The 15,800-nt window shown below is 46.5% G+C and carries 13 protein-coding genes; 9 read left to right on the top strand and 4 right to left on the bottom strand.

Annotation, left to right across the window (positions count from 1 at the left end; all coding sequences use genetic code 11):
* Position 1: 1 nt before the first annotated feature.
* The gene (locus tag FIU99_RS13955) at positions 2-442 is read right to left on the bottom strand and encodes a prepilin-type N-terminal cleavage/methylation domain-containing protein (RefSeq protein ID WP_031343346.1); all 441 of its coding nucleotides are present in this window, start codon (positions 440-442) and stop codon (positions 2-4) included.
* 227 nt (positions 443-669) lie between these two features.
* Positions 670-1,557: a carboxylating nicotinate-nucleotide diphosphorylase gene (gene nadC / locus FIU99_RS13950; RefSeq protein WP_006958132.1), complete on the bottom strand. Its 888-nt coding sequence runs from the start codon at positions 1,555-1,557 to the stop codon at positions 670-672.
* 131 nt (positions 1,558-1,688) lie between these two features.
* On the opposite strand from nadC, the gene ampD reads away from it, so the two are divergent.
* Entirely contained in the window at positions 1,689-2,234 is a 546-nt protein-coding gene (ampD, locus tag FIU99_RS13945; RefSeq protein WP_006958131.1) for a 1,6-anhydro-N-acetylmuramyl-L-alanine amidase AmpD, read from the top strand.
* 126 nt (positions 2,235-2,360) lie between these two features.
* Here the strand turns inward: ampD and fldB are convergent, their stop codons facing one another.
* On the bottom strand, positions 2,361-2,882 hold the full coding sequence (fldB, locus tag FIU99_RS13940) for a flavodoxin FldB (protein WP_038163561.1): 522 nt from the start codon (positions 2,880-2,882) through the stop codon (positions 2,361-2,363).
* A 163-nt stretch (positions 2,883-3,045) separates the two neighbouring features.
* Between fldB and xerD the strand changes: the two genes are divergently transcribed.
* From xerD to lpdA, 7 genes are all read left to right on the top strand, one after another.
* Complete coding sequence (xerD, locus tag FIU99_RS13935) at positions 3,046-3,942, top strand: site-specific tyrosine recombinase XerD (protein ID WP_031343348.1); 897 nt, start codon at positions 3,046-3,048, stop codon at positions 3,940-3,942.
* Between the two features lie 39 nt (positions 3,943-3,981).
* Positions 3,982-4,734, top strand: coding sequence for a thioredoxin fold domain-containing protein (locus tag FIU99_RS13930; protein ID WP_006958128.1), 753 nt, complete (start codon positions 3,982-3,984; stop codon positions 4,732-4,734).
* 148 nt (positions 4,735-4,882) lie between these two features.
* Positions 4,883-6,619, top strand: coding sequence for a single-stranded-DNA-specific exonuclease RecJ (recJ, locus tag FIU99_RS13925; RefSeq protein ID WP_006958127.1), 1,737 nt, complete (start codon positions 4,883-4,885; stop codon positions 6,617-6,619).
* A gap of 518 nt (positions 6,620-7,137) precedes the next feature.
* Positions 7,138-7,905, top strand: coding sequence for a pyruvate dehydrogenase complex transcriptional repressor PdhR (gene pdhR, locus FIU99_RS13920; protein WP_006958126.1), 768 nt, complete (start codon positions 7,138-7,140; stop codon positions 7,903-7,905).
* 49 nt (positions 7,906-7,954) lie between these two features.
* Positions 7,955-10,618 carry a pyruvate dehydrogenase (acetyl-transferring), homodimeric type gene (gene aceE / locus FIU99_RS13915; RefSeq protein ID WP_006958125.1) on the top strand — a complete coding sequence of 888 codons (2,664 nt, stop codon included), beginning with the start codon at positions 7,955-7,957 and terminating at the stop codon, positions 10,616-10,618.
* 19 nt (positions 10,619-10,637) lie between these two features.
* Positions 10,638-12,539, top strand: coding sequence for a pyruvate dehydrogenase complex dihydrolipoyllysine-residue acetyltransferase (gene aceF / locus FIU99_RS13910; protein WP_006958124.1), 1,902 nt, complete (start codon positions 10,638-10,640; stop codon positions 12,537-12,539).
* 255 nt (positions 12,540-12,794) lie between these two features.
* Positions 12,795-14,225, top strand: a complete 1,431-nt coding sequence (gene lpdA, locus FIU99_RS13905; RefSeq protein WP_006958123.1) for a dihydrolipoyl dehydrogenase — start codon at positions 12,795-12,797, stop codon at positions 14,223-14,225.
* Positions 14,226-14,343: 118 nt separating this feature from the next.
* Here lpdA and FIU99_RS13900 read toward each other — a convergent pair whose 3' ends face one another.
* Positions 14,344-14,949 (bottom strand): LuxR/HapR/OpaR family quorum-sensing transcriptional regulator, encoded by a 606-nt coding sequence (locus FIU99_RS13900; protein WP_006958122.1) that lies wholly within the window; start codon positions 14,947-14,949, stop codon positions 14,344-14,346.
* Positions 14,950-15,255: 306 nt separating this feature from the next.
* Here FIU99_RS13900 and hpt point away from each other — a divergent pair, with 306 nt between their 5' ends.
* Complete coding sequence (gene hpt, locus FIU99_RS13895; protein ID WP_006958121.1) at positions 15,256-15,786, top strand: hypoxanthine phosphoribosyltransferase; 531 nt, start codon at positions 15,256-15,258, stop codon at positions 15,784-15,786.
* The last annotated feature ends 14 nt before the right edge of the window (positions 15,787-15,800 follow it).

The raw sequence follows: 15,800 nt of genomic DNA, 5'->3' as shown, positions 1-15,800 counted from the left end.
GCTAGTGACTCGGGCACCAGTTTTGGCTGTCTGTACCGCTACAGCTGACAGTCCATGATAGCCCGTTGTTGGAAGCATCAGGAGTCAGACTTACGCTGGCGTTACTCGGCAGTGATCCTTTCGCTCCAGACAATGCGGCTTTGATGATGCTAATAGCTCCGCTTGCCTGAGCTGAAACGTAGAAACCGTTGAAGTTTTGCTGAGAGGGTATGCCGTTACTGCCCGAAGTGCAGCTAGCGGCTGAAGCATTATTTGACAAGCATATCCCCACAGCGGTCTTCATTGAAGAAGTGGCACTTAGCATATCGCTTGCATGGGCACGCATGGTGTAGTTTTGGTAGGCTGGTACGGCAAAAGCAGACAATATGCCGATGATCGCTACAACGATCATTAGCTCTATCAGGGTAAATCCTCTTGATGTATTGACTCTGGATAAAGTCATGTTGCTCTCCAACGCTGTTCGATTTGAGTCGCTGAAGAGTAATTGTTAGAGAAAGATTGAGAATACTTTGGTGAAGTGGGGAGTCGAGTAGGTAAGTGGTGATTAGTCAGTATTTCACATGCGAGTTTCACGTGAAGTCGATCTGAGACACTTTATGCTTGGGAGAGGGACGGCTTTCAAAACGAAAAAAGAGAGGCATCGCCTCCCTTTTTCTCTAATTCATTGGACTATTTAAAGCGCATCGACAAGTCCATGGCTTTGACGTGCTTGGTGAGAGCGCCAACAGAAATGTAGTCGACCCCCGTTTCAGCGTATTCACGCAGGGTTTCTAGAGTGACATTACCTGAGTTTTCTAGCGCAGCGCGACCAGCATTGATTCTTACCGCTTCACGCATCATGTCGGTAGTGAAGTTATCAAGCATGATGATGTCAGCACCGGCCTTAATGGCCTCAGTCAGTTCTTCTAAGCTTTCTGTTTCAACTTCAACGGGTTTGCCCGGATTCAACTGCTTAGCGTTCTTAATCGTTTGAGCAATGCCGCCGTTGGCAATAATGTGATTTTCTTTAATTAGATAGGCATCGAAAACACCGATACGGTGATTGAAACCACCGCCACACGCAACGGCGTACTTTAGTGCGCTACGTAGGCCTGGGATGGTTTTACGGGTATCCAGCAGTCGACAGTCTGTGCCTTCGAGATGCTTTGCATACTCTGCAGTAATAGTGGCACAACCTGATAGGGTTTGGATAAAGTTCATCGCATTACGTTCGCCGGTTAGTAACGCGCGTGAAGGACCAGAAAGGTGACAAAGTACCTGATCGGGTTCAACTGTATCGCCATCTTGCACGTGCCATTCAATCTTTACTTCCCCACCCAGTTGCTTGAACACCTCATCAGCCCATGCTTGACCACAAAATACGCCGTGTTCACGGGTAATGATGGTGGCTTCGTTGTGAGCATCAGCGGGGATTAGACTTGCGGTGATATCAGCGGCTGGATCTAAAGTACCACCGAGATCTTCTTTTATGGTTTCGGTAACGGAGCGAGAGATTTCCAGAGGTAAATGCTGCTTCAAATATTCAAGACGTTCTTGGCTATTGTGGGTTTCTTTCATTGCAAATCTAATAGGCAGTTGAACATAAGGTGCGCATGATACGATGACTGCGAGGGAAATTCAGCCATTATTCTGGTATTTCACCATTGAAAGTCTAAAATCAAGAGCTTGGTAAGCAAAAGGAGACAAACATGATTGATGAAAGCGGTTGGTATCAAGGTGCCAGACATGTTCCGTCTCCCTTTTTTGATCAACGAACCGATGTAACGGATATCTCCTTGCTGGTGGTACATAACATCAGCTTGCCGCCAGGCCAATTCGGCGGGCCTTACATTGAGCAGTTTTTTACGGGGCAACTGAACGCTGAAGAGCATCCGTTTTTTAAGGTTATTCATCAGATGGGCGTCTCTGCGCATTGTCTGATAAGGCGTAATGGTGAAGTGGTGCAGTTTGTGCCGTTTACAGCAAGAGCGTGGCATGCGGGGGTATCAAGTTTTGCGGGGCGAGAAAAGTGCAACGACTACTCAATTGGTATTGAATTGGAAGGTTGTGATTACATCGCGTATACCGATGAGCAATATCAAGCCCTCAGTGAACTGACCCAATCGATACAACGTCAGTACCCTAAAATCACCTTACCCAGAATCACAGGTCATCAATATATTGCCCCATTGCGCAAAACTGATCCGGGTTTGGTGTTTGATTGGGTGAGGTATCGAAACGCGCTACGTTCTTAGCAATAACAACGAACTTCGTCCTTCGGGAACGAGCTGCAGGAAAACTGGAGTGAGCCCTCAATCAAAGTGGGCAAGTTTAGTTTATCCACTTATCTGAAGAGCGAAGCCCGTTCCCGCATCCCGCTTTTATAGCGTTTCCTGATATTCCACTAAGACTTGTTCAATCCAAGTCGCAATGCGCTCGTCGCTTAACTCATACTGAGAATCTTCGTCTAGAGCGAGGCCGACAAATTGGCTGCCATCTTCCGTCAGTGCCTTTGATGCTTCAAACTCGTAGCTTTCATCGTTTGGCCAGTAACCAATCAGGTTAGCGCCTGTCTTCTTCAGTTCGTCGTGCAACATGCCCATTGCATCCAGATACCATTCGCCATAGCCTTCTTGATCGCCTAAGCCGAACAATGCGACGGTCTTGCCATTTAGTGATACGCCATCGATTTGATCCCATATCTCATTCCAGTCTTCTTGAATTTCGCCGAAATCCCAAGTTGAAATGCCTAAAATCAGAAAGTCATAATCAGCCATCTCTGCCAGAGGCGTTTCTTTGACATTGCGGATATCCACCAGTTCTTCACCTATGATGGCACGCATTTTCTCCGCTGCCATTTCTGTGTAGCAAGTCGTAGAACCGTAAAACAGACCAATTTTCATCACTTTCTTTTTCATTATTTTGAATCAATAGCGAATTCTAAACACAAAATGGCGAGCTTTGCAGCGAATATCCATATCGAATGGCAATTTTTATGGCTTTATTGCTGCGTGGCACTTACATTGAGCGCATATCATAAAGTTGAGGATTACTGTGTCAGAAGTGATGTCGCCCGATCAGGGGATGGTGGAGCAGTTTCTGGATGCGATGTGGTTGGAGCGAGGGTTGTCGGAAAATACGCTGGCATCTTATCGCAATGATCTATCCAAACTACTCCAGTGGATGACTGAAAATAACTACAGGCTCGATTTTATTAGCCTGTCTGGTTTACAGGACTACCAAAGTTGGTTAATGGATCAGGGATACAAGCAGACCTCACGAGCCCGTATGCTGTCTGCAATTCGTCGCTTATTTCAGTATCTGCATCGAGAAAAAGTGCGAGCGGATGATCCTAGTGCTTTATTGGTCAGCCCTAAGTTACCTAAGAGGCTACCCAAAGACCTGAGCGAAGAGCAGGTTGAAGCACTACTGAATGCGCCGGATCCAAACGATGCGATGGAACTGCGTGATAAAGCCATGTTGGAATTACTCTATGCGACAGGCTTGCGTGTGACCGAATTGGTCAGCTTGACGATGGAAAACGTCAGCCTTCGTCAGGGCGTTGTTCGTGTTACAGGTAAGGGCGGTAAAGAGCGTTTGGTACCAATGGGTGAAAATGCAGTCGATTGGATTGAAACTTTTATCCAACAAGGCAGGTCTGAGTTACTTGGGGAAACTACATCTGATGTCGTCTTTCCGAGTAAACGAGCACGCCAGATGACTCGACAGACATTCTGGTACCGTATTAAGCACTATGCGGTTTTGGCTGGTATCGATACCGAAATGTTATCGCCTCACGTATTGCGCCATGCTTTTGCGACGCACTTGCTCAACTACGGCGCCGACCTGCGCGTAGTGCAGATGTTACTCGGGCACAGCGACTTGTCGACGACACAAATTTATACTCATGTAGCGACAGAACGGCTAAAACAGCTACACAGTGAACATCATCCAAGAGCATAAGGGATTATCTCTTATCATATTAAAAATAAGGTGAATTGAATGAGCGTACTACGCCGAATGACTCTACTTACGTTACCACTGCTTGTGGCAGCACAGGCAGTATCTGCAGCGGAAGTAAAATTTGATAAAGCTCAGCTTGAAGAGCGTTTTGGCAAGCTAGGACTAGAAGTGAAACAAGTTGTTCCTGCAGAGATCGATGGCTTAGTCGAAGTGCAGACTAGTGGCGGAATTCTTTTCGCTTCGCCAGACGGTGAGTACTTTTTAGCGGGTACACTTTATAAGCTTGATGGCAATGGTCAGTATGAAGATGTACTGGCGAAACGTCAGGCACCGATCAATGCGGCTAAAATTGAAACCTTCAAAGACAGCATGATCGAGTTTAAGGCCAAAGACGAGAAATACGTTATCACTGTCTTCACGGATATTACTTGTGGTTACTGTGTACGTCTTCATAGCCAAATGAAAGACTACAACGACTTGGGTATTACTATTCGTTACATGGCATACCCACGTCAGGGCGCAACGGGGTCTGTTGCGGATCAAATGGCAACGATTTGGGGTTCAGATGATCCTCAAGCTGCCATGCATAATGGTAAGGTAAAACGTGAATTCCCTGAGAAGAGCAAAGACTTCGCCAAGTATCAGGAAATCATCAAAGAGCATTATGCGCTTGGACGTGAGTTAGGTATCAGCGGTACGCCAGCGATTTTCCTACCAAACGGTGAAATGGTTGGTGGCTACTTACCACCAGAGCAGATGCTGCAACGCCTGCAACAAACACAAAAATCGTAACTCAATCTTCAGAGTTACGTTTTGAGCGCCTGACAAGCGAGCTTGTGATGAGAATCCTATGTCATGAATTAGGTTGATATAAGATTCTCATCTGTTAACTTGTTCGCTAATCAGGCGTCCTGCCCAAGAACAAGGCTCAATCCAATCTATGATCGAAATCCAACGCCGGCCTGAGGTTGATCTCAGTCTGCTTTCCACCGACATTGCTCCACTTCTTAAGCGCATTTATATCTCACGCGGTATCACCAGTGCCCAGCAGTTAGAAACGACGGCGCGGGCATTGCACTCTTATCAAAAACTGCACGGTATTGACGCCGCAGTCGAGCTGCTATTTGAAGCTATTCAGGGTAATAAACGCATTATCGTTGTCGGAGATTTCGACGCCGATGGGGCAACCAGTTCGGCCTTATCGGTGATTGCATTACGAATGCTAGGTTCCAATAACGTCGATTATTTGGTGCCGAATCGTTTTGAAGATGGTTATGGCCTTAGCCCAGAAGTCGTTGATCAGGCGATTGAGATTGGCGCTGAAGTGATTATGACGGTCGATAACGGCGTCTCTTCGATTGATGGCGTGCGTTACGCCAAAGAGCAAGGGCTTAAAGTATTAGTTACTGACCACCACCTGCCGGGACATGAATTACCTAACGTCGATGCGATGGTCAACCCAAATCTCGAAGAGTGTGCTTTTCCTTCGAAAGCGTTGGCTGGCGTGGGAGTAGCGTTTTATCTAATGATGGCGTTGTGCGTTCATATGAGAAAGCAGGGATGGTTTGCCGAGCAGGGCATGGCAGAGCCTAAACTGATGGAGCTGATTGATTTGGTTGCTTTGGGTACTGTTGCTGACGTTGTGCCACTAGATGAAAACAATCGCATTCTGGTTCACCAAGGCCTTCAGCGTATTCGTGCCGGCAAAGCACGACCTGGTATTCAAGCATTGATTGAAGTCGCAAAGCGAGATGCGCGTCGACTAGTCGCTGCCGATTTCGGTTTTGCTCTAGGTCCGCGTATCAACGCCGCTGGCCGTTTGGATGATATGTCGTTTGGCGTTGAGCTTTTGATGGCTAACAACATCCATGCTGCACGTCGTATGGCGAGTGAGCTGGATGGTCTGAATCAAACGCGTAAAGAAATTGAAGAAGGCATGAAGCAGGAAGCGATGGCTTTTTGTGAGCGTCTTCAGTTTGGTGACAAGGATATGCCTCATGGACTGGTGCTTTTTCAGCGTGACTGGCACCAAGGTGTGATTGGCATTTTAGCATCTCGAATCAAAGAGAAGTTTCATCGTCCTGTGATTGCCTTCGCGGATGGTGGAGAAGGGAGCATTAAGGGCTCATGCCGTTCGATTCCAGGCCTGCATATGCGTGACACTCTCGATCGTATTGATACTCAAAATCCCGGCCTGATCCTCAAGTTTGGTGGTCACGCCATGGCTGCAGGCCTGACGATCATGGAAAAAGACTTCGAACGATTTGCTCAGTTGTTTGATGAGGCTGTGAAACAAGAGTTGGACGACGCCGCACTCAAAGGTGTGATTTTGTCTGACGGTGAATTGAAGCCAGAAGAGTTTTCAATGCACATCGCAGAGATGCTTCGTGCTGGTGGACCATGGGGGCAAGCGTTTCCAGAACCCTTGTTTGATGGTGAGTTTAAAGTACTGCATCAGAAGCTGGTGGGAGATAAACACCTTAAGCTGATGCTGGAACCTTTACATAAAGGTCACCCGACCAACATCATGATTGATGGGATTGCTTTTAATGTCGATCTGCGTCGCTGGCCAGATGCGTCAGTGAAAACCGTACGTTTGGCTTACAAGCTTGATATCAACGAGTTTCGAGGTAATCAGTCGTTACAATTGATGATTGACCATATCGAAGCGAAATAAAGGCCTGCGCAGCGCTCCGTGAATAACGGGAGCGCTTTGTTGCTGGAAGCGGGAACAGGTTCGTCTTACCGAATGGGAGTTGAGAACGAATTGCGCCCTAATGCATTCTAATTTGAAGGGAATACAGTGCTTTGTCCTTTTAGAGTAAGGTGCCGTAGGTTTATCGTAAGTGGTTGACGGCACTTTTCACTGAGGGGATAGAATAATCCCGCATCCCGCATCCCGCATCCCGCAACTTCCCATCTTTTCACGACATATTCCGTTCATATTTTTTTAAAACTGACCAATTAAAGTGTGATTGCTAGCACGATTTATTCCCATCTGTTTATATTTTGTAATTGGTCAGACCAATTTGATTGCTGTTTTAATCAGCTAATGTTATCAAAGTGTTGACGCATGGCTTGTTCTATGATGTGGGTCAATTTTTGACTGGAACTTGCGTTTTAATTATGTTAATTTCGTCGCCAACTTAAAATTGGTAATACCAATTGACTGCAAAGAGTAGAAGAACAACAACTATGGCTTATCAAAGGATTCGTCAGCCAAAACTCTCTGATGTAATTGAACAAGAGTTAGAACGGCTGATTGTGGAAGGAACATTGTCTCCGGGGCAGCAGTTGCCACCAGAGCGCGAACTGGCAAAGCAGTTTGATGTGTCTCGTCCTTCAATCCGTGAAGCAATTCAACGCCTCGAAGCTAAACGTCTTCTTACTCGTCGCCAGGGTGGTGGCACATTTGTTAGCGAGAATATCTGGACGAGTTTTTCAGATCCTCTGCTAAATTTATTGTCTAGCCATTCGGAAACACAGCTGGATTTACTGGAAACGCGCCATGCGATGGAAGGTATCTCTGCTTATTTTGCAGCAGTTCGTGGCACCGATGAGGACTTTGCCCGTATTCAGGCTTGCCTGAAAAACATCAGCGAAGAGCAAACGAAGAAAAACGTCGAAGCGGAAGCGGCTGCAGTCATGCAGTTTTTGATCGCTTTGACTGAAGCAGCGCACAACGTTGTCCTGCTTCATATCGTTCGTAGTTTGGCCCCTTTGCTGGAGCAAAACGTCCTTCAGAATCTTAAGCTCTTACATCGCCGCGATGAAGTGGTAGAAAAAGTAAGTAAACACCGAGCTAATATCGTTGATGCGATCGTTTCTGGTCAGCCAGAAAAGGCGCGTGAAATGTCGCACTCACACTTAGCTTATATTGAAGAAACATTGTTGGATTTGAGTCGTGAAGAGTCTCGCCGTGAGCGATCTTTGCGTCGAATTCAGCAGGGTAACGACTCGTAAAGAGCGTTACTTAAATAAGTAGATCCAACCAACAGAAGGATAGATCGCCATGTCTGATATGAAGCATGACGTAGACGCACTGGAAACTCAAGAATGGCTACAAGCCCTTGAGTCAGTTGTACGTGAAGAAGGTGTAGAGCGTGCTCAGTTCCTACTAGAGCAAGTTCTGGACAAAGCACGTCTAGACGGTGTTGACATGCCAACTGGAATCACAACCAACTACATCAACACGATTCCTGCAGATCAAGAACCAGCTTACCCAGGTGACACAACACTTGAGCGCCGTATTCGTTCCATCATCCGCTGGAACGCAATCATGATCGTTCTACGTGCATCTAAGAAAGACCTAGAGCTAGGCGGCCACATGGCGTCTTTCCAGTCTTCTGCTGCATTCTACGAAGTATGTTTCAACCACTTCTTCCGCGCTCCAAACGAGACGGACGGTGGCGATCTAGTGTACTACCAAGGTCATATTTCACCAGGTATCTACTCTCGTGCATTCGTTGAAGGCCGTCTAACTGAAGAGCAGCTAGATAACTTCCGTCAAGAAGTAGACGGTAAAGGTATTCCATCATACCCGCACCCTAAACTGATGCCTGAGTTCTGGCAGTTCCCAACGGTATCTATGGGTCTAGGCCCAATCTCTGCGATCTACCAAGCGCGTTTCCTCAAGTACCTTGACGGTCGTGGTCTGAAAGATACGACAGCTCAACGCGTATACGCGTTCCTAGGTGACGGTGAGATGGATGAGCCAGAATCACGTGGTTCACTGTCTTTCGCAGCGCGTGAAAAGCTAGACAACCTATGTTTCCTAGTTAACTGTAACCTACAGCGTCTAGACGGCCCTGTAATGGGTAACGGTAGCATCATCCAAGAGCTAGAAGGCCTATTCAAAGGTGCTGGCTGGAACGTTGTTAAAGTTATCTGGGGTAGCAACTGGGATGCACTACTTGCTAAAGATACGTCTGGCAAGCTTCTACAGCTAATGAACGAAACTGTAGATGGTGACTACCAAACATTTAAATCTAAAGATGGCGCATACGTACGTGAGCACTTCTTTGGTAAATACCCAGAGACAGCTGCACTAGTTGCAGACATGACAGACGACGAAATCTTCGCACTTAAGCGTGGTGGTCACGAGTCTTCTAAACTGTACGCAGCATACAAAAACGCGGCAGAGACTAAAGGTCGTCCAACAGTAATCCTAGCTAAGACTGTTAAAGGTTACGGTATGGGTGAAGCGGCTGAAGGTAAGAACATCGCGCACCAAGTTAAGAAGATGGACATGACTCACGTATTACACCTACGTGATCGTCTAGGTCTTCAAGACATCCTAACTGACGAAGCGGTTAAAGAACTTCCGTACCTGAAACTTGAAGAAGGTACTGCGGAGTATGAATACCTACACGCTCGTCGTAAAGAGCTAAAAGGTTACACGCCACAGCGTCTGCCTAACTTTACTCAAGAATTCAAAGTGCCTGAGCTAGAAGAGTTCGCGCCGCTACTAAGCGAGCAGAAGCGTGATATCTCAACAACTATGGCTTACGTTCGTACTCTTAACATCCTGCTTAAGAACAAGAACATTGGTAAGAACATCGTTCCTATCATCTGTGACGAAGCACGTACGTTCGGTATGGAAGGTCTATTTCGTCAGATCGGTATCTACAACCCGCACGGTCAGGAATACACACCAGAAGATAAAGGCATTGTTTCTTACTACAAAGAAGCAACATCTGGTCAGGTACTACAAGAAGGTATCAACGAGCTAGGCTCTATGGCATCTTGGGTTGCTGCTGCTACTTCTTACAGCACAAACGATCTGCCAATGATCCCATTCTACATCTACTACTCAATGTTTGGTTTCCAACGTGTCGGCGATATGGCATGGATGGCGGGTGACCAACAAGCTCGTGGTTTCCTACTAGGTGCTACTGCTGGTCGTACAACGCTAAACGGTGAAGGTCTACAGCACGAAGACGGTCACTCACACATCATGGCGAACACAGTTCCTAACTGTATCTCTTACGACCCAACATTCGCGTACGAAGTTGCGGTAATCATGCAAGACGGTATTCGTCGCATGTACGGTGAGAACCAAGAGAACGTGTTCTACTACCTAACGGTAATGAACGAAAACTATGCAATGCCAGCAATGCCAGAAGGCGCTGAAGAAGGCATCCGTAAGGGTATCTACAAGCTTGAGTCTTACGCAGGTGACAAGTCTAAAGTTCAGCTAATGGGCTCTGGTACTATCATGAACGAAGTACGTAAAGCAGCGACTATCCTAAGTGAAGAGTACGGCATCGCGTCTGACGTGTTCTCTGTAACGTCATTCAACGAACTGACTCGCGACGGCCAAGCGGTAGAGCGTGACAACATGCTACACCCAGAAGCTGACGCAAAAGTGCCTTACATCGCAGAAGTGATGGGCAGCGAGCCAGCAATCGCAGCGACTGACTACATGAAGAACTACGCAGAACAAGTTCGTGCGTTCATGCCTTCTGAGTCTTACAAAGTACTTGGTACTGATGGCTTTGGTCGTTCAGACAGCCGCGAGAACCTACGTCGTCACTTCGAAGTGAACGCAGGTTACGTTGTTGTAGCTGCGCTAAGTGAACTGGCTAAGCGTGGTGATGTTGAGAAGTCAGTAGTCGTTGAAGCGATTGCTAAATTCGACATCGACACTGAAAAAACTAACCCGCTATACGCTTAATTGAGAAGGTAAATAAGAAATGGCAATCGAAATTAATGTACCAGACATCGGTGCGGATGAGGTTGAAGTTACTGAAATTCTTGTAAGCGTTGGCGACAAGGTTGAAGAAGAGCAGTCTCTGATCACAGTTGAAGGCGATAAAGCTTCTATGGAAGTTCCTGCATCTCAAGCGGGTATCGTTAAAGAAATCAAAGTTGCTGAAGGCGACTCAGTTTCTACTGGTTCTCTAATCATGATTTTCGAAGCCGAGGGTGCAGCTGACGCTGCACCTGCTACGGCAGAGGCTGCACCAGCAGCGGCTCCAGCTCCAGCAGCTGCGGCCCCTTCAGTTGCAAGTGAACTGAAAGAAGTTCACGTACCAGATATCGGCGGCGATGAAGTTGAAGTCACTGAAATCATGGTTGCAGTTGGCGACAGCATCGAAGAAGAGCAATCTCTTCTAACAGTTGAAGGCGACAAAGCTTCTATGGAAGTACCTGCACCATTCGCTGGTACTCTAAAAGAGATCAAAGTCGCTGCAGGCGATAAAGTAACGACTGGCTCATTAATCATGGTATTCGAAGTAGCAGGCTCTGGTGCTCCAGCGGCCCCTGTTGCAGCAGAAACTCCAGTAGCAGCGGCTCCAGCGGCGTCTGCAGCGAAAGAAGTGAACGTTCCAGATATCGGTGGCGACGAAGTTGAAGTGACTGAAATCATGGTTGCAGTTGGCGATACAGTGGAAGAAGAGCAATCTCTAATCACTGTTGAAGGCGACAAAGCTTCAATGGAAGTACCAGCACCATTTGCGGGCACGGTTAAAGAAATCAAGATTGCAGCTGGCGACAAAGTGTCTACTGGCTCTCTAATCATGGTCTTCGAAGTGGCGGGTGCAGCCCCTGTTCCTGCAGCGGCTCCAGCTCAAGCGGCGGCACCTGCAGCAGCTCCTAAAGCAGAAGCTCCAGCGGCAGCAGCTCCAGCAACGACTGGCGATTTCCAAGAGAACAACGAGTACGCACACGCGTCTCCAGTTGTTCGCCGTCTAGCGCGTGAGTTTGGCGTTAACCTGTCTAAAGTTAAAGGTTCTGGCCGTAAGAGTCGTATCCTGAAAGAAGACGTTCAAGCCTACGTGAAAGACGCACTTAAGCGTCTTGAGTCTGGCGCAGGTGCAGCAGCATCTGGTAAAGGCGACGGCGCAGCGCTTGGTCTACTGCCTTGGCCGAAAGTTGACTTCAGCAAGTTTGGTGAAACTGAAGTTCAGAAGCTTTCTAAGATCAAGAAGATCTCAGGTGCAAACCTACACCGTAACTGGGTGATGATTCCTCACGTTACACAGTGGGACAACGCTGATATCACTGAGCTAGAAGCGTTCCGTAAAGAGCAGAACGCTATCGAAGCGAAGAAAGACACTGGAATGAAGATCACACCACTTGTGTTCATTATGAAAGCGGCTGCTAAAGCGCTTGAAGCGTTCCCAGCGTTCAACTCTTCTCTGTCTGAAGATGGCGAAAGCATCATTCTGAAGAAATACGTGAACATCGGTATCGCAGTAGATACGCCAAACGGTCTGGTTGTTCCTGTCTTTAAAGACGTCAACAAGAAAGGCATCTACGAGCTATCTGAAGAGCTAATGGCTGTTTCTAAGAAAGCACGTGCAGGTAAGCTAACTGCGGCTGACATGCAAGGTGGCTGTTTCACTATCTCAAGCCTAGGTGGCATCGGCGGTACTGCGTTCACGCCAATCGTAAACGCACCAGAAGTCGGCATCCTTGGCGTGTCTAAGTCTGAAATGAAACCTGTATGGAACGGTAAAGAGTTCGAACCTCGCCTACAGCTTCCACTATCTCTATCATACGACCACCGTGTGATCGATGGTGCTGAAGGTGCGCGCTTCATTACCTTCCTAAACGGTGCGCTATCAGACATCCGTCGTCTGGTTCTTTAATTGAATTGAGATGATTGAGAGGCGGCCTTTTTAGCCGCCTCTGTTAATAGAAACATCTGACAATTGGGTGAAGGAGAACGTTTTCCTTACTTAATTGTTGGCTAGCTCACAGGCTAAATGGAATTGCTTTTCACACCATTAACATCTCTGTAAACTGTTGGCGGTCTGAAAATAACTGTTTAAAACCAACCACTCTTAAACAAAAGAATCAATACCCACTCAGCCTGTTAGGGATAATGACTACAAGAGGTCAAAATGAGCAAAGAAATTAAAGCCCAAGTTGTTGTACTTGGTTCTGGTCCTGCTGGTTACTCCGCTGCCTTCCGTTGTGCAGACTTAGGTCTTGAAACTGTACTAATCGAGCGCTATAGCACTCTTGGCGGTGTATGTCTAAACGTGGGTTGTATCCCATCTAAAGCACTTCTTCACGTATCTAAAGTAATTGAAGAAGCAAAAGCTATGGCAGATCACGGCGTTGTGTTCGGTGAGCCGCAAACTGACATCAGCAAAATTCGTATCTGGAAAGAGAAAGTTGTTAATCAACTGACTGGCGGTCTTAGCGGTATGGCTAAGATGCGTAATGTGACGGTTGTTAACGGTTACGGCAAATTTACTGGCCCTAACTCTATCCTTGTTGAAGGCGAAGGTGAGACAACAACAGTAAACTTTGATAACGCTATTGTTGCTGCGGGTTCTCGTCCTATCAAACTGCCATTCATTCCACATGAAGACCCACGTATTTGGGACTCTACTGATGCTCTAGAGCTGAAAGAAGTTCCTGGAAAACTACTTATCATGGGCGGTGGTATCATCGGTCTAGAAATGGGTACAGTTTACCAGTCACTAGGTTCTAAAGTTGACGTTGTTGAGATGTTCGACCAGGTTATCCCTGCGGCAGATAAAGATATCGTTAAAGTTTACACTAAGCGCGTGAAGAACAAGTTCAACCTAATGCTAGAAACGAAAGTGACAGCAGTTGAAGCGAAAGAAGACGGTATCTACGTGTCAATGGAAGGCAAGAAAGCACCTGCTGAAGCAGAGCGTTATGATGCAGTTCTAGTAGCTATCGGTCGTGTACCAAATGGTAAACTTATTGATGGTGAGAAAGCAGGTCTAGAAATTGATGAGCGTGGCTTCATCAATGTAGACAAGCAGCTTCGTACAAACGTACCTCATATCTTTGCTATCGGTGATATCGTTGGTCAACCAATGCTTGCGCACAAAGGTGTGCATGAAGGTCACGTTGCCGCTGAAGTTATTGCTGGTAAGAAGCACTACTTCGATCCTAAAGTTATCCCTTCAATTGCTTACACTGAGCCAGAAGTGGCATGGGTTGGTAAGACTGAGAAAGAAGCGAAAGAAGAAGGCATCAAGTACGAAGTAGCGACTTTCCCTTGGGCAGCATCAGGCCGTGCAATCGCATCTGACTGTGCTGACGGTATGACTAAGCTGATCTTCGACAAAGAGACTCACCGTGTAATTGGTGGTGCGATCGTTGGTACGAACGGTGGCGAACTACTAGGTGAAATCGGTCTAGCTATCGAGATGGGTTGTGACGCTGAAGATATCGCGCTGACTATCCACGCTCACCCAACTCTACACGAGTCTGTTGGCCTAGCTGCTGAAGTATTCGAAGGTTCTATCACTGACCTTCCAAACAAAAAAGCAGTTAAAAAGAAAAAATAATTTCTCTGAAGACTGAATAATAAAAGCCGCTGATTACTCAGCGGCTTTTTTCATTTTAGAGTTTTTGTAGACACAAAAAAGCCGGGTGAACCCCGGCTTTACGATGACACTGGTTAATCTACTTGTAGATGCAAAGCATATCTAGGTAGCTTTGTGTCAGGCGGTTTACAGACTCATCATCTTGAGTACGGTTAGCCTGCACAAACAGTGAGTAGCAGATGCCGTGGAATAGTGTCGCTAGGTCTGCTGGGTCGTGATCATCACATACTTCACCGCGCTCGATTGCTTTGATAAACATGTTCTGAACCAGAAGCTGGTTGGTACGGTTTGTCGTAACAAACAGTGGCCATACTTCATCACGTGTCGATGCACTCCACTCGAACCAAACTTTAAGCCAGTGGCAGTCGTTGACAACAAGGTCAACCATTGCCGAAGTTAGGTTGCGTAGGTTTTCTTTTGCATGAATATCAAGATCGATATTATCTGATAGGAAGTTTGAGAACTGACGAACTACGTAGTTAAGTACATCATCAACCAAGTCTTCGCGGGTTGGGAAGTAGTTAAAAACAGTAGCAACAGAAACCTGAGCGATTTCTGCAATGTCAGCATGACCACCGCGACCAATACCACGACGAGCAAACACCTCTAATGCGATTTCCATCAGTTGTTGTTTACGTTTTTGTGGTGAAAGACGCGTACGCGGTCTCTTAGCTATAGAATCCATAGTTATATTTCCTTGCCAATTGAGTTGTATATGTGGGCTTTTGCCCTAATTAGTATTTTATTATTGCTTTCGCAGTAATGAGTGTAATGGTGCATATGAATTAGGTCAACGATTTCAGTTCATTTAATAATCATTTTTATTAATACCGTGCTAATGATCATGTAGTTGCATATGTTTATTGCAGCCTTTAATCAAGCAAACGTTTCTCCTGCTGCATAGTGGTGTTAAACTACGCGCTTAAAATCATCTGGCGGTATATAAACTAGTATTTAGTGAGTATTCGCTAATGCAGAAAATGAGATTGGTATGAAACATACAGTAGAAGTAATGATTTCTGAGCAAGAAGTTCAGGAACGCGTAAGTGAATTAGGTAAAGAGATTACCGCTCACTACCAAGGCAGCGAAGATTTGGTGCTGGTTGGCCTGCTACGTGGCTCATTTGTCTTTATGGCAGACTTGGCTCGAAAGATTGAATTGACTCACCAAGTTGATTTCATGACTGCTTCTAGTTACGGCAATACGATGGAAAGCTCGCGAGATGTGCGCATTCTGAAAGATCTGGATGATGACATCAAAGGCAAAGATGTACTGATCATTGAAGACATCATTGATACGGGCAACACGTTAAATAAAATCAAAGAGATCCTGACTCTGCGTGAACCTAAGTCAATTGCGATTTGTACTCTGCTTGATAAGCCGTCTCGTCGTGAGGTGGAAGTTCCCGTCGATTGGGTTGGCTTTGCTATCCCAGATGAGTTTGTTGTTGGTGTGGGTATTGATTACGCGCAGAAATACCGTCACCTACCTTACATTGGTAAAGTGGTTCCTCAGGAATAAATGGAAGCCATCTA

The sequence above is a fragment of the Vibrio sp. THAF64 genome (genome assembly GCF_009363455.1).
Lineage (GTDB): Bacteria > Pseudomonadota > Gammaproteobacteria > Enterobacterales > Vibrionaceae > Vibrio > Vibrio coralliilyticus.
This window is presented reverse-complemented; position numbering and strand designations above follow the sequence as displayed.

What these genes read in the sequence shown, in the direction of transcription:
- FIU99_RS13955 (WP_031343346.1), bottom strand. Translation starts at nt 442, where the DNA reads ATGACTTTATCCAGAGTCAATACATCAAGAGGATTTACCCTGATAGAG.
- nadC (WP_006958132.1), bottom strand. Translation starts at nt 1,557, where the DNA reads ATGAAAGAAACCCACAATAGCCAAGAACGTCTTGAATATTTGAAGCAG.
- ampD (WP_006958131.1), top strand. Translation starts at nt 1,689, where the DNA reads ATGATTGATGAAAGCGGTTGGTATCAAGGTGCCAGACATGTTCCGTCT.
- fldB (WP_038163561.1), bottom strand. Translation starts at nt 2,882, where the DNA reads ATGAAAATTGGTCTGTTTTACGGTTCTACGACTTGCTACACAGAAATG.
- xerD (WP_031343348.1), top strand. Translation starts at nt 3,046, where the DNA reads ATGTCGCCCGATCAGGGGATGGTGGAGCAGTTTCTGGATGCGATGTGG.
- FIU99_RS13930 (WP_006958128.1), top strand. Translation starts at nt 3,982, where the DNA reads ATGAGCGTACTACGCCGAATGACTCTACTTACGTTACCACTGCTTGTG.
- recJ (WP_006958127.1), top strand. Translation starts at nt 4,883, where the DNA reads ATGATCGAAATCCAACGCCGGCCTGAGGTTGATCTCAGTCTGCTTTCC.
- pdhR (WP_006958126.1), top strand. Translation starts at nt 7,138, where the DNA reads ATGGCTTATCAAAGGATTCGTCAGCCAAAACTCTCTGATGTAATTGAA.
- aceE (WP_006958125.1), top strand. Translation starts at nt 7,955, where the DNA reads ATGTCTGATATGAAGCATGACGTAGACGCACTGGAAACTCAAGAATGG.
- aceF (WP_006958124.1), top strand. Translation starts at nt 10,638, where the DNA reads ATGGCAATCGAAATTAATGTACCAGACATCGGTGCGGATGAGGTTGAA.
- lpdA (WP_006958123.1), top strand. Translation starts at nt 12,795, where the DNA reads ATGAGCAAAGAAATTAAAGCCCAAGTTGTTGTACTTGGTTCTGGTCCT.
- FIU99_RS13900 (WP_006958122.1), bottom strand. Translation starts at nt 14,949, where the DNA reads ATGGATTCTATAGCTAAGAGACCGCGTACGCGTCTTTCACCACAAAAA.
- hpt (WP_006958121.1), top strand. Translation starts at nt 15,256, where the DNA reads ATGAAACATACAGTAGAAGTAATGATTTCTGAGCAAGAAGTTCAGGAA.